The organism is Elioraea tepidiphila DSM 17972 (genome assembly GCF_000378465.1).
GTDB lineage: Bacteria > Pseudomonadota > Alphaproteobacteria > Acetobacterales > Acetobacteraceae > Elioraea > Elioraea tepidiphila.
In genome coordinates, this window is sequence record NZ_KB899912.1 from 193,731 (window position 1) to 207,051 (window position 13,321).

General features: G+C 71.6%; 9 protein-coding genes and 1 tRNA gene. 5 read left to right on the forward strand and 5 right to left on the reverse strand.

Features of this window, described 5'->3' with window-relative positions:
- Nucleotides 1-64: 64 nt before the first annotated feature.
- From ggt to F563_RS0103940, 5 genes are all read left to right on the forward strand, one after another.
- Nucleotides 65-1,666, forward strand: coding sequence for a gamma-glutamyltransferase (ggt, locus tag F563_RS0103920; protein WP_026299310.1), 1,602 nt, complete (start codon nucleotides 65-67; stop codon nucleotides 1,664-1,666).
- A gap of 32 nt (nucleotides 1,667-1,698) precedes the next feature.
- On the forward strand, nucleotides 1,699-2,316 hold the full coding sequence (locus F563_RS0103925) for a hypothetical protein (RefSeq protein ID WP_019013342.1): 618 nt from the start codon (nucleotides 1,699-1,701) through the stop codon (nucleotides 2,314-2,316).
- 61 nt (nucleotides 2,317-2,377) lie between these two features.
- Nucleotides 2,378-2,734 carry an ArsR/SmtB family transcription factor gene (locus tag F563_RS21480; RefSeq protein WP_051089314.1) on the forward strand — a complete coding sequence of 119 codons (357 nt, stop codon included), beginning with the start codon at nucleotides 2,378-2,380 and terminating at the stop codon, nucleotides 2,732-2,734.
- Nucleotides 2,731-3,768, forward strand: coding sequence for an efflux RND transporter periplasmic adaptor subunit (locus tag F563_RS0103935; protein ID WP_019013344.1), 1,038 nt, complete (start codon nucleotides 2,731-2,733; stop codon nucleotides 3,766-3,768). The genes F563_RS21480 and F563_RS0103935 overlap by 4 nt, the downstream gene beginning before the upstream one ends.
- On the forward strand, nucleotides 3,765-6,962 hold the full coding sequence (locus F563_RS0103940; RefSeq protein WP_035574556.1) for an efflux RND transporter permease subunit: 3,198 nt from the start codon (nucleotides 3,765-3,767) through the stop codon (nucleotides 6,960-6,962). Before F563_RS0103935 ends, F563_RS0103940 begins: the two co-directional genes overlap by 4 nt.
- A gap of 18 nt (nucleotides 6,963-6,980) precedes the next feature.
- Here F563_RS0103940 and F563_RS0103945 read toward each other — a convergent pair.
- The 5 genes from F563_RS0103945 to F563_RS0103965 all read right to left on the reverse strand — a co-directional run bounded on the left by F563_RS0103945 (nucleotide 6,981) and on the right by F563_RS0103965 (nucleotide 13,068).
- Nucleotides 6,981-7,055 (reverse strand) — tRNA-Lys (locus F563_RS0103945).
- Between the two features lie 50 nt (nucleotides 7,056-7,105).
- Nucleotides 7,106-7,672 carry a peptidylprolyl isomerase gene (locus tag F563_RS0103950; protein ID WP_019013346.1) on the reverse strand — a complete coding sequence of 189 codons (567 nt, stop codon included), beginning with the start codon at nucleotides 7,670-7,672 and terminating at the stop codon, nucleotides 7,106-7,108.
- A gap of 23 nt (nucleotides 7,673-7,695) precedes the next feature.
- Nucleotides 7,696-8,247 (reverse strand): pantetheine-phosphate adenylyltransferase, encoded by a 552-nt coding sequence (gene coaD, locus F563_RS0103955; protein ID WP_019013347.1) that lies wholly within the window; start codon nucleotides 8,245-8,247, stop codon nucleotides 7,696-7,698.
- Nucleotides 8,244-10,964 carry a DNA gyrase subunit A gene (gyrA, locus tag F563_RS0103960; RefSeq protein WP_019013348.1) on the reverse strand — a complete coding sequence of 907 codons (2,721 nt, stop codon included), beginning with the start codon at nucleotides 10,962-10,964 and terminating at the stop codon, nucleotides 8,244-8,246. The genes coaD and gyrA overlap by 4 nt, the downstream gene beginning before the upstream one ends.
- Nucleotides 10,965-11,055: 91 nt before the next feature.
- Nucleotides 11,056-13,068 (reverse strand): AfsR/SARP family transcriptional regulator, encoded by a 2,013-nt coding sequence (locus F563_RS0103965; protein WP_211211341.1) that lies wholly within the window; start codon nucleotides 13,066-13,068, stop codon nucleotides 11,056-11,058.
- Nucleotides 13,069-13,321: the final 253 nt, after the last annotated feature.

Here is a 13,321-nt window from a genome sequence, read left to right on the forward strand (position 1 = left end):
CTTGTCCATCGGGGATGGCAGGGGCAGTCTCGCGCGAGCGACAGGAGGAGCCGGGATGGGCCGCATGAAGGGAATTGTCGTCTGCCCGCAGCCACGCGCGGCCGATGTCGGCGCCGATGTGCTGCGCCGCGGCGGCACCGCGTTCGATGCCGCGCTCGCGACGGCGTTCTGCCAGATGGTGCAGGACCCCTTCATGTGCGGCATCGGCGGCATGGGCACGCTGCAATACCTGCGGCCCGCCAGCGGCGAGCACGGCATGATCGACTTCCACACGCGCGCGGGATCGAAGGTGACACCCGACATGTGGGCGGCGGCCAGCAAGGGGCGTTCAGAGATCTCGGGCTACGCTCTGTTCGACGATTTCCGCGCCGAGCTCGGCTATACCGGCATCATGACGCCCGGCACGGTCGCCGGCTTCGCGCGCTTCCACGAACGCCTCTGCACCTGGGACTGGGCCGATCTGCTGGCCCCCGCGATCCGCATGGCGCGAGCGGGTATTCCGGTGACGTCGTTCCATTACGACTACCTGGTGCGCAAGCCGATGCCGGGCATGCCGACCGGCAAGCAACGCGTCGGCACGACGCGCGCCTCGGCCGCGCTCTACCTGAACGAGGCGGGGGAGATCCGCGAGATCGGCGACGTGATCCGCAACACCGACATGGCCGACACCTTCGAACGGCTCGCCCGCCATGGCGCGCAGGACTTCTACACCGGCGGGATCGCCGCGCGGATCGCGGAGGATTTCGCCGACAAGGACGGCTTCGTGACACCCGAGGACCTCGCCGCCTATCGGGTGCGCGAGGGCGCGCCGGTGATCGGCACGTATCGCGGCTACACCATCGCCTCGAACCCGCCGCCCGGGTCTGGCGCGGTGCTGATCGCGATGCTGAACATCCTCGAGCACTTCGATCTCGGCGACACGCCGGGCAGCGTGCGGCATCTCGACCTGGTCGCGCGCGCGATGGCGGCCGCGCACGAGGACCGCGAGCGCGAACTCGGCGATCCGGATTTCGTTCCGGTGCCGGTGGAGGCGATGATCTCGAAGGCGCGCGCGGCCGACTGGGCGGCGAAGATCCGCGGCGGCTGGCTGCCGGGCGGCAAGGCAGGCAGCCCGCCCTCCTGCACCACGCATCTCTCGGTGTGGGACGCGGCCGGCAATGCCGTCTCGGTGACCCACACGCTCGGCACCGGCTCGGGCGTGGTCACCGAGGGGCTCGGCTTCAACTGGAACAACTGCATGAAGCTGTTCGACATGCAGCCCGGCCGACCGAACAGCATCGCGCCCGGCAAGGCGCGCACCACCGGCATGGTGCCGACCATCGTGCTGAAGGACGGCGCGCCGTTCCTGATCGTCGGCGCGCCCGGCGGCAGCGTGATCATCTCGGCGGTGCTGACGACGATCGTCAACGTGATCGATTTCGGCATGAGCGCGGTCGAGGCCGTGTCCTTCCCGCGCCTCCATTGCGAGGGTGGTGCGGTGTTCTGCGAGGCGCGCGTGCAGGGCGACGTGGTCGAGGGGCTGCGCGCGCTCGGCCATGAGGTGCGCCAATCCGCGATCTCCTACGACCCGACCATGGCGCGCGCGCACGCGATCCTGCTGCGTGACGGCGCCGTGACGGGCGGGGCCGATCCGCGCGGCGGTGGCGGCGTGGCGATCGCGTGGTAGAAGGGGAGCATCCTAGACACGCGGAGGTTGCGATGGCGGAGACGCTCGTCTTTCCCGGCACGGTCGAATGGTCGGGCGAGAACCCGGGGATCTCGCTGAAGGAGAGCCCGGAGGGCCCATTCGTGGCCCTCGCCTCGTTCTTCCGCGTGGTGCTGTCGCCGCACGGGCGCGGCCATGCGCTGGTGCTGCTGCGCGCGCCGCAGGAGGCCGCGCCGCCCGCCGAGCGTTCGAATCTCTGCATCACCGACAACGAGAAGCTCGCGCGCTGGCTGATCGCCGAGTTCGTTTCGCATTTCGGCGCGTTCAAGGGGCAGCCCGGCCTCTCCTCGCTGCTCTGGCGCACCCTCGACGAGGTGAAGAGCGTCGGCGATGCGGTGTCGAGCTACAGCGAAATCGTGCGCGCCGGCGACCTGACGGTGGAGCTGGCCTGGAAGGGGCTCGGCGAGCCGTTCTGCTTCGCCTTCCCGCCGGAGAAATCGGCGACGGGCAAGCACCACATGCCGAGCCTGTTCGTCGGCTGCGAGACCGCGACCATCACCGTCAACGGCCGCGTGCTGCCGGGCAAGCCGGGGCCGCGCGAGATCGCGGGGCGGACGATCTCGACGGCGATGCTGGCGTTCTCGGAGACGTGGATCCGCGCGCCGGGCTGACGGGCGCGGACGGTGGCCGGGAGCTGCTTGACTTTTGAAGGTTTTCTTTATATAAGAAGGTATGCATAGAAAGGCGCCTGCGCGCCCTCACATTCCCCTGGACGATCTCGAGGCGAAGGCCGGCGAGGTGGCGCGGCTGCTGCGGCTGCTCGCGAACGAGCATCGGCTGCTGCTGCTCTGCCAGCTGATCGACGAGGGCGAGGTCACCGTCGGCCGACTCGCTGAGGCGGTCGGCCTGTCGCAGCCGGCGCTCTCGCAGCACCTCGCCAGGCTGCGCGAGGATGGCCTGGTGGCGGCGCGCCGCGAGGCCACGGCACTGCACTACCGGCTGGCCGATCCGCGCGTCGCCCGACTCCTCGGCACGCTGCGCGACCTGTTCTGCACCTCCCCGAGGCGCCGCAAGGCGCTGATCGCATGATCCGCCTTGCGGCACGCGCGATCGCCGCTGTGGCGGCGGGCGGGGTCCAGCGGCGCGCCGCCATGCCCAGCCTCGGCCTGCTCCTGCTGCTGGGGCTGCCCAGCGTGGCAGCCGAGCGGTTCACGGTCGTCGAGCGCATGGTGGAGGATCGCAAATCCGTCTTCGCCACGGTCGAGAGCGCGCGCGAGGTCGAGGCGCGCGCGCGGATCACCGGCACGCTGCGCACGCTCTCCGTGCGCGAGGGCGACATGGTGGCGGCCGGGGTGATGATCGCCGTGGTCGATGATCCCAAGCTCGCGCTGCAGCTTGCCGCCCTCGATGCCCGACTCGAGGCACTCGCCGCGCAGCGCCGCCAGGCCCAGCTCGAGCTCGATCGCACCCGCCAGCTCCGCGCCACCGGTGCCGCCACCCAGGCGCGACTCGACGAGGCCGAGACCGCACTCGAGGTGATCGCGGCGCAGACCGCGGCGGCACGGGCCGAGCGCGCGGTGACCGCCGAGCAGCAGCGGGAGGGCGAGGTCCATGCCCCGCAGGCCGGCCGCGTGCTCGCCGTGCGCGGCGTGCCGGGCAGCGTCGTGCTCGCCGGCGAAGCCGTCGCCGTGATCGCCACCGACGCCTACGTGCTGCGGCTGCGGCTGCCCGAGCGCCACGCCCGCTTCCTGCGCGCCGGCGATGCCGTCCAGGTCGGCGCGCGCGGCCTCGCCGAGCGGCCGGACGCCGCACTCGGGGCAGGGACGATCCGGCTGGTCTATCCGCGCCTAGATGCGGGCCAGGTGGTGGCGGATGCCGAGGTCGCCGGCCTCGGCGACTTCTTTGTCGGCGAGCGCGTGCAGGTGACGATCGTCGCCGATCGACGCTCGGCCATCGTCGTGCCGCGCGGCTTCATCCATCGCGGTGCCGGGGTCGATCTCGTTCGTCTCGCGAGCGGCGCGCTGGTGCCGGTGCAGACCGGCCCCGCGCGCGAGATCGACGGCACGCCGGCGGTCGAGATCCTGTCCGGGCTGCGCGCCGGCGACGTCATCCTCGCGCCATGACGACGACACCCCCGCCTCCGCGGCCGCTCGGTCTGTCGGGTGTGCTCGCGCGCGCCTTCATCGCTTCGAAGCTGACGCCGCTTCTTCTCCTCGCCGCCCTGGGGCTCGGTCTGATGGCCCTGGTCGCGCTGCCGCGCGAGGAGGAGCCGCAGATCAGCGTGCCGATGGTCGACATCCATGTGCGTGCGGACGGGCTCGCCGCGCCGGACGCAGTCGAGCTGGTGACGCGCCCGCTCGAGGCGATCGTCCTCGGCATCCCGGGCGTCGAGCACGTCTACAGCTCGACCGAGGATGATCGCGCGATCGTCACCGCGCGCTTCCTGGTCGGCACGGATGCGGACGATGCCATCCTGCGCGTGCACGAGAAGGTCCGCGCCAATTTCGACCGCATCCCGCTCGGCATTCCCGAGCCCCTGATCGTCGGCCGCGGCATCAACGACGTCGCCGTGGCGGTTGTGACGCTGCGCCCCGAGCCGGAAGCGGCGGCGCGCTGGACCGATGCCGCGCTGCACGAGCTGGCCGACCGCGTGCTCTCCGAACTCGTCAAGCTGCCCGATGTCGGGCTCACCTACATCGTCGGCGGCCGGCCGCCCGAGATCCGCGTCGAACCGGATCCGGATCGGCTCGCGCGCTACGGCATCACGCTGAACCGGCTGGTCGAGAAGCTCACCGGCGCCAACCGCTCCTTCGCGATCGCGCCCATGCGCGACCGCGGCGAGACCGTGCCCGCGCATGCCGGGCAGACGTTGCGCGGCATCCCGGACGCGGCGCTGCTGCTGGTCACGACGCACGATGGCCGGCCCGTCTATCTCGGCGACGTCGCGCGCGTGGTGCAGGACGGTGCGCCGATCGAGCAACGTGTCTGGCGGCTGACGCGCGACGCTGCGGGCAGCTTTCAGGCCGCGCCGGCGGTCTCGATCGCGTTGGCCAAGCGCGCCGGCGCCAACGCCGTGGCGCTGACCGAGGCGATCCGGGCACGGCTCGCGACGCTCCGCGGCACGGTGATCCCCGACGGCATCGCCGCCGACATCACGCGTGACTACGGGGCCACCGCGCAGGAGAAGTCCGACGAGCTCCTGTTCCATCTCGGCCTCGCCACGGCCTCGATCGTCGCGCTGATCTGGCTCGCCATCGGCTGGCGCGAGGCGGTGGTGACGGCGGTGGTCATCCCGGTGACGATCCTGCTGACCCTGTTCGGCGCCTGGACACTCGGCTACACGCTGAACCGCGTCTCGCTGTTCGCGCTGATCTTCTCGATCGGCATCCTGGTCGACGACGCGATCGTCGTGGTCGAGAACATCGACCGGCACTGGTCGATGCGCGACGGCCGCGGCCGGATCGCCGCCGCGATCGATGCGGTGGCCGAGGTCGGCAACCCCACGATCGTCGCCACGCTGACGGTGATCGTCGCACTCCTGCCGATGATGTTCGTCTCCGGGCTGATGGGCCCCTACATGGCGCCGATCCCGGCGGTCGCCGCGGCGGCGATGCTGTTCAGCTTCTTCGTCGCGATGATGCTGACGCCGTGGCTGATGGCGCGGCTGCGCGGCGAGGGTGCCGAAGCGGCGGGCGCCCACGGGCCGGGACGGCTCGGCCGGCTCTATCTTGCGATCGCCGCGCCCCTGATCGAGCGGCGCGCGCGCGCCTGGGCCTTCCTCGCCCTCACCGGGCTCGCCAGCGCCGGCGTGCTGCTGCTGTTCGTGACGCGCGACGTCACGGTGAAGCTGCTGCCCTTCGACAACAAGTCGGAGCTGGCGGTGGTGCTGGACATGCCGGCCGGGGCGAGCCTCGAGGACACCGAGCGGGCGTTGCTCGCCGCCGCCGACCGGCTGCACGGCGTGCCGGAGCTGAGGGCGGTGACGCTCAACGCCGGCACGGCCGCCCCGTTCAACTTCAATGGCCTGGTGCGTCACTACTATCTGCGCCGCGCGCCCCATCTCGGTGACCTCGAGCTGATGCTGGCGCCGCGCCACGACCGCGCGCGCGACTCCCACGAGATAGCGCTCGACGTGCGCCGGCTGCTGGCCGACCTGCCTCTGCCGCCGGACGCGCGGCTGCGCGTGGTCGAGGTGCCTCCCGGCCCGCCCGTGCTCGCCACCCTGCTGGCCGAGATCTACGGCCCCGACAGCGCCGCACGCCGGGCCGCCGCGGCGACGGTGCGCGAGGCGTTCGCGCGCGTGCCCTTCATCGTCGATCGCGACGACACGATCCGCGATCCCGGCCGGCGGTTGCGCTTCACGCTGCTCGCCGATCAGCTCGAGTTCCATGGCGTCGAGGAGGAGGCGGTCTACGACACGCTGCGCGCCCTGCTCGGCGGTGTGGCGATCGGCTATTCGCATCGCGGCGAGGGGCGCAACCCGATGGCGATCATGGTGCGCCTGCCGCGCGACGAGCTCTTCGTCTCGGAACGCCTGTTCGCCACGCCGGTGCCGGGGCGGCAGGGCACGGTCGAGCTTGGCGACCTGGTGCGCGTTGTCGCGGAGCCGGCCTCGCCGTCGATCTTCCGGCGCAACGGCCGGCCGGCCGAGATGGTGATGGCCGAGCTTGCCGGCACGTTCGAGGCGCCGATCTACGGCATGCTGGCGGTGCGCGACGCCCTCGCCGCGATCGCCGTGGAGGGCCGCGCCGTGCCGACGATCCGGTACGCCGGCCAGCCGCTCAACGCCAGCGCGCCGGTGCTCCTGTGGGAGGGCGAGTGGGAGGTGACGCGCATCACCTTCCGCGACATGGGGCTGGCGTTCGGCGCGGCGCTGCTCGGCATCTATGCCCTGGTCGTGGCGCAGTTCCGCAGCTTCCTCGCCCCGCTGGTCGTGCTGGTGCCCGTGCCGCTGACGCTGATCGGAATCGTGATCGGCCACGCGCTGCTCGGCGCGCCGTTCACCGCGCCCTCGATGATCGGCTTCATCGCCCTCGCCGGCATCATCGTGCGCAACTCGATCCTGCTCGTGGACTTCGTGCGCCACACCGATCGCGCCGGCCGCAGCCTGCGCGCGGTCGCGCTGGAGGCGGCCGCGGTGCGGTTCAAGCCGATCCTGCTGACGGCGGCGGCGGCGATGATCGGCGCCGGCTTCATCCTGCCCGACCCGATCTTCCAGGGTCTGGCGGTGTCGCTGCTGTTCGGCCTGATCTCCTCGACCGCGCTGACGGTGCTGGTGATCCCCGCGCTCTATCGCGTGCTCCGCGACCCGACGTGACGCCGCCACGCCGGCGCCTGGAGGGCCGGGTGGGGATCGAACCCACGACCCGCAGATTAAAAGTCTGCCGCTCTACCGCTGAGCTACCGGCCCGCCCTGGCGCGTTCTAGGCCCGTGTGGGCCGCGCCGTCAAAGCGCGCCGGCTACTCGCGCACATCCGCGGCGACCCGCATGCGGACGATCCGGTCGGGCGGCGGGGTGACGGCACCGTTGCGGTTGCGGTCGCCGCGCTTGATGTTGTCGACGAACTCCATGCCCTGCACCACGCGGCCCCAGATCGTGTACTGCCCGTCGAGGAACGGGCCCGGCGCGAACATGATGAAGAACTGGCTGTTGGCGCTGTTCGGATCCTGCGACCGCGCCATGCCGAGCGTGCCTCGCAGGAAGCGCGCGGAGGTCGAGAACTCGGCCGGGATGTTCGGCAGATCCGAGCCGCCCGTGCCGGTGCCCGTCGGGTCGCCGCCCTGGGCCATGAACCCCTCGATCACGCGGTGGAACGGCGTGCCGTCATAGAAGCCGCGGCGCACCAGCGTCTTGATCTGCGCCACGTGCCTGGGCGCGATGTCGGGGCGCAGTTCGATCACCACCCGCCCGTCCTTCAGGTCCATGAACAGCGTGTTCTCGGGATCGCGCGCGGGGCCCTGCGCATCCGCCGCGGTTGCCGAGAACAGGAACACCGCGCCCATGAGCGCGCGCTTCAGACCGGTCATGCGTCTCTCCCGTCTATGGGGGTTCAGTCGTGCGCCGAACCCGAGCCCGACGCAAGCCGGGCCGCCTCGCCGCGTTCGGCCACCTTCTCGGCGATCCGCGCGATCACCGGGGTGGAGACGAAGGGGGTGATGTCGCCACCGAGCAGCGCGATCTCCTTGACGAAGCGGCTGGAGATGAAATGCACGCCCTCGGAAGCCATCAGGAACACGGTCTCGATCCCGGGATCGAGCCGCGCGTTCATGCCCGCCATCTGGAACTCGTACTCGAAGTCGCTCACCGCGCGCAGGCCGCGGATGATCACGCGCGCGCCGATGCGGCGGGCGAACTGGATCAGCAGGCAGTCGAAGGGCCGCACCTCGATCACGGAACCGTTGCGTTGAGCAATCGGTGCGATCTCGGATCGCAGCAGCGCGACCCGCTCGTCGAGCGAAAAGAGCGGCCCCTTGCCCGCATTCGCCGCCACCCCGATCACCAGCGTGTCGACCAGCTTCGATGCCCGGCCGATGATGTCGAGATGCCCGCGCGTCGCCGGATCGAAGGTGCCGGGATAGAGACCGATGCGCCGCTCGCTCATGCGCCCTCTCCCTCGGCCTCGTCCTCCACCACCGGGAACACCGAGGTGACGTGCTCGTCGTCCTCGATGCGGAACAGCGTCACCCCCTGGGTGGCGCGGCCGGCGATGCGGATGTCATCGACCGGGATGCGGATGGTGCGGCCGGCATCCGTCACCAGCATCAGCGCATCGCCATCGCGGACCGGGAAGGACGCCACCACCGAGCCACCGTTCCTGCGCGTGAGCGCCATGCCGGTGATGCCCTGCCCGCCGCGTGCGGTCACACGGTACTCGTAGGCCGAGGTGCGCTTGCCGTAGCCCCCCGAGGTGACGGTGAGCACGAACTCCTCGGCCGCCTCGAGCGCGGCGAGACGCTCGGGCGAGAGCGTGATCTCGGCCGCGCTCTCGGCCTCCTCCGTCCCCTCCTCCGGCTCGCCGCTGCGTCGCTTCGCCGAGGCCGCCTTGAGATACGCGACCCGCTCCTCGGCCGAGGCCTCGACATGACGCAGCACCGAGAGGCTGATCACCTCGTCGCCGGCGCCGAGCCGGATGCCGCGCACGCCCGTCGAGGTGCGACCGGCGAAGACGCGCAGCTCGTCGCCGACCGCGAAGCGGATTGCGCGGCCCTTGCGCGTGGCCAGCAGCACATCGTCGTCCTCGCGCACCGCCTGGACATCGATCAGCCGCTCGCCGTTCTCGAGCTTCATCGCGATGAGCCCGTTCTGGCGCACGTTGCGGAAGTCCGACAGGCGGTTGCGCCGCACATTGCCGGTCGAGGTCGCGAACACGGCGTAGAGGCTCTCCCACAGCGCCTCGTCCGCCGGCAACGGCAGCACCGCGCTGATCGACTCCTCGGGTTCCAGCCCGCCGAGCAGCTGGCGGATGTTGCGGCCCTTGCCCTGCGGCTGCGCCTCCGGCAGGCGCCAGACCTTGAGCCGGTAGGCCATGCCGCGGCTGGTGAAGAACAGCACCTCGTCGAGCGAATTGGCGACGAAGATGCGCGTCACCGCATCCTCCTCGCGCGTCGCCATGCCGGAGCGGCCACGCCCGCCGCGCTTCTGCGCGCGGAAGGCCGAGAGGGGGACGCGCTTGATGAAGCCCTCGCGCGTCAGCGTCACCACCATCGGCGCGGGCTCGATCAGGCTCTCGTCGTCGAGATCGCTCTCGGCATCCTCGATCACGGTGCGGCGATCGCTATGATAGGCCGCCCTGATGGCCAGCAGCTCCTCGCGGATCGCGGCGAGCCGGCGCGGCTTCGCGGCCAGAAGCGCGAGCAGCTCCTCGATCTGGGCGGCGAGCCCGTGCAGCTCCTCGGCGATCTTGTCGCGCTCCAGCCCGGTGAGGCGTTGCAGGCGGAGATCGAGGATCGCGCGCGCCTGCGCCTCGGAGAGCCTGAGCGTGCCGGCGTCGGTCAGCGCATTCGCGGGATCGTCCACCAGAGCCAGCAGCGGCGCCAGCTCTGCGGCCGGCCAGTCGCGCGCCATCAGCGCCGCGCGCGCCTCCGCCCCGTCCGCGCTCGCGCGGATCAGCGCGATCACCGCGTCGATGTTCGCGACCGCGACCGCGAGCCCGATCAGGGCATGCGCCCGCTCGCGCGCCTTGGCCAGCCGGAAGCGGCTGCGGCGCACCAGCACCTCGTCGCGGAAGGCGAGAAAGGCCTGAAGGATCGCCTTCAGCCCCATCTGCTCGGGCCGCCCGCCGTTCAGCGCCAGCATCTGCACCGGGAACGAGGTCTGAAGCCGGGTGAAGCGATAGAGCTGGTTCAGCACGATCTCGGGATTGGCGTCGCGCTTCACCTCGATCACCACGCGCACGCCGTCGCGGTCGGACTCGTCGCGGATGTCGGTGATGCCCTCGATCCGCTTCTCGCGCACCAGGGCGGCGATCTGCTCCAGCAGATCCGACTTGTTCACCTGGTAGGGGATCTCGGTGACGACGATCGCCTCGCGATCCTTGCGGATCTCCTCCACCGACGCACGCGCACGCACCGGCACGGAGCCGCGGCCCGTCTCAAAGGCGGCCCGGATGCCGGACCGGCCAAGGATGATCCCGCCGGTGGGGAAATCGGGGCCGGGCAGCTTCTCCATCAGCCGCGCGAGATCGGCCTCGGGCTCGTCGATCAGCAGCACCGTCGCGTCGATCACCTCGGCGAGGTTGTGGGTCGGGATATTGGTCGCCATCCCGACCGCGATGCCGTTCGCGCCGTTCACGAGCAGGTTGGGGAAGGCCGCCGGCAGCACGCGCGGCTCCTCGGCGGTCTCGTCGTAGTTGGGCTGGAACTCGACCGTGTCCTCGTCGATCCCGTCCAGCAACGACTGCGCGGCGCGCGCAAGCCGCACCTCGGTGTAGCGCATCGCCGCCGGCGGATCGCCGTCCATCGAGCCGAAATTGCCCTGCCCGTCGATCAGCGGCAGGCGCATCGCGAAGGGCTGCGCCATGCGCACCATCGCGTCGTAGATCGCCGCGTCGCCATGCGGGTGGTACTTGCCCATCACGTCGCCGACCACGCGGGCGGATTTGCGGTGCGGCCGGTCGGGCGCGTAGCCCGCCTCGTGCATCGCGAACAGGATGCGCCGGTGCACCGGCTTCAGCCCGTCGCGCACATCGGGCAGCGCGCGCGACACGATCACGCTCATCGCGTAGTCGAGGTAGGAGCGCTTCATCTCCTCCTCGAGCAGCACGGGCGCGATCTCGTTCGGGCCCTGCGGGCCCGGCGGCGTGGGGGTCTCGTCCGTCACGTGGCGTTCCCTGGGCAGCCCGTGAGCGGCTGCCTTGGCACCCTACTCCAGCGCATGGTGCGCCGCAACAAACAGCCCGGAATGGCCGGTATCAGCCCTCGGGGACGCCGGCGAGGCGCAGTCCCTCGGCGTAGTGCTGCCGGTCGGCCTCGCGCGCGAAGGGGGCGGTGGCCAGGAACCGCCTGATCGTGAAGCCGGGCTCGATGGCGAGCAGGCGGAGAAGCGCCTCGGCCGCCTCCGCCTTGCGTCCGAGATGGCCGAGTGCCGCCAGATAGGGCTTCCACGCCGCCGAGAGCCCGGGATTCATCTCGGTCACCTGCATCCCCAGCGCCACCACCTGCTCGTGCTCGCCGAGCAGCAGGTGCGGGATCATCAACGCGGTGTCGAACAGGAAGGCGTGCGGGTCCATCGGCGAGAGCCGCCGGTAGCGGGTGATGCGCTGCAACGCCTCCGCGTGGTCGCCGCGATAGGCGTGCGCGACGCCCGAGAACACCCAGGCCATCGGCAGGTTCGGGTTGAGCGAGAGCGCGCGCTCGTGCAGCCGGATCGCCTCGTCGAGCCGGTGGTGCAGGAAGCTCCGCACATGGCCGGCGATCGCGAAGGCGCGCGCGTCCGACGGGTCGAGCAGGATCGCCTTCTCGGCATGGGTGCCGGCGCGCGACAGCGCCGCCTCCTGATCCTCGGCCCAGCCCTGGCCGACCAGGAAGACGTGCCAATAGGCGAACCAGGCATGCGCGGCGGCATTGTCGGGCTCGCGCGCGATCGCCTGGGTCAGCAGCTGCCCGGCCTCGAGGAACGCGCCGTGCTCCAGCCGATAGATCGCCGGGATCGCGCGCAGCACGAGCTCGTAGGCGGAGGGGTCGACGGGCGGGCGGGCGGCCGCGCGCTTGGCCTCGATCAGCAGGATCTCGGGGTCGATCTGGGCCACCACCGCGGCCGCGATCTCATCCTGAAGCGTCAGCAGGTTCGCCGCCTCGCGGTCGAAGCGCTGCGCCCAGACCACCTCGCCGGCCGCGTGCAGGTCGAGCAGCCGCAGCGTGACGCGCACCCGCTCGCCGGTCGCCTGCACCGAGCCGGTGAGCAGGAAGTCGAGGTCGAGCGCGCTGCGCAGCAGCAGCGGGTCGGTGTTCGGGCCGATGAAGCGGGCGAGCGAGGCGGAGGAGACCACGGCGATCCAGCGGAAGCGCGACAGCGCGGTGGTGATCTCCTCGGCGAGGCCGAGCGAGAGATGCTCCTCGGCCACCGAGCCGAGCGTCTGCAAGGGCGCGGTGCCGAGTCGTGCGCCACGCGCGGCCGAACGCCGCGGCGGGGCGACCGGCAAGGGGATGGCCCCCGGGGCGGCACGCTCCTCGCTGCCGCGGATCGTGTCGGCCAGCGCTGCGGTCTCGGCCGAGGGCTGGGCGCGCAGCTGGCGGGCGAGCGCGGCGCGGCAGGCCTCGTAGGCCTCGAGCGCCTGGCGCCGCTCGCCGCGCGCGGCATGGGCGCGCATCAGGCTGCGCCACGCCGCTTCATGCGCCTCGTCGATCGCGAGCAGCCTGCGCGCCGCCTCGACCTGAGCCTCCGGTGTGTGCGCCCCCTCCAGCAGCCGTTCGCCGAGGCCGCGTGCGCGGTCGCGCAGCTGCCGCCGCTCCTCGGCGAGCCAGGCATCCATCGCCGGATCGAGGCCGTCGAGATCCTCCAGCAGCGGCGCATCGTAGAGGTCCAGAGCGGCGGAACCGCCCGGCCCGGCGCGCGCGACCTCGTGCGCATCGACCCAGAGCGCGTCGGCATCGGCCCAGACCTGGTCCCGATTCGCGTGCAGGATCGCGTCGCCGCAGGGGGCAAGCGCGAGGGTGAGCTCGTGCAGGGCCTGGCGCAGCGAGGCGCGCGCCTGCTCGCGGTCGCGGGTGGACCACAACAGGCCGGCAAGGCGTTGGCGCTGCACCGGCCGCGGCGCGGCGAGCGCGAGGATCGCCAGCAAGGCGCGCGTCTTGCGCACCCTGGGCAGTACGCGCTCCGAGGTGACGCTCCAGGCGTCCATCGGCCCGATCAGCTTCAGGCGCAACCGGGGCGGCGCCGGTCCGGTTCCGGCGGAAGCAAGGCCTGCGGGCATCGGATCAGCCACGGTGGACATTGTGCGACACGATGAGACGTTAACCCAGGGTGGAATGAGCGCACTATCCTACAACGTGAGGATTCTGCCCCAGTTTCGCGTTTTTTGGCGTTTCCGGGCGACCGGGACGCCTCAGCGCGCCGGATGCGGCAGGTCGGGTGCCCCCCGTCGGGCGCTCGATCAGGCCCGGATCGACCGCGCGCACAGTGCCGCCACGGGGCGCGACCGGCCGGCCGGCGCAAGGGCCGAACTCGACCATGCCTCG

What these genes read in the sequence shown, in the direction of transcription:
- ggt (WP_026299310.1), top strand. Translation starts at nt 65, where the DNA reads ATGAAGGGAATTGTCGTCTGCCCGCAGCCACGCGCGGCCGATGTCGGC.
- F563_RS0103925 (WP_019013342.1), top strand. Translation starts at nt 1,699, where the DNA reads ATGGCGGAGACGCTCGTCTTTCCCGGCACGGTCGAATGGTCGGGCGAG.
- F563_RS21480 (WP_051089314.1), top strand. Translation starts at nt 2,378, where the DNA reads ATGCATAGAAAGGCGCCTGCGCGCCCTCACATTCCCCTGGACGATCTC.
- F563_RS0103935 (WP_019013344.1), top strand. Translation starts at nt 2,731, where the DNA reads ATGATCCGCCTTGCGGCACGCGCGATCGCCGCTGTGGCGGCGGGCGGG.
- F563_RS0103940 (WP_035574556.1), top strand. Translation starts at nt 3,765, where the DNA reads ATGACGACGACACCCCCGCCTCCGCGGCCGCTCGGTCTGTCGGGTGTG.
- F563_RS0103950 (WP_019013346.1), bottom strand. Translation starts at nt 7,672, where the DNA reads ATGACCGGTCTGAAGCGCGCGCTCATGGGCGCGGTGTTCCTGTTCTCG.
- coaD (WP_019013347.1), bottom strand. Translation starts at nt 8,247, where the DNA reads ATGAGCGAGCGGCGCATCGGTCTCTATCCCGGCACCTTCGATCCGGCG.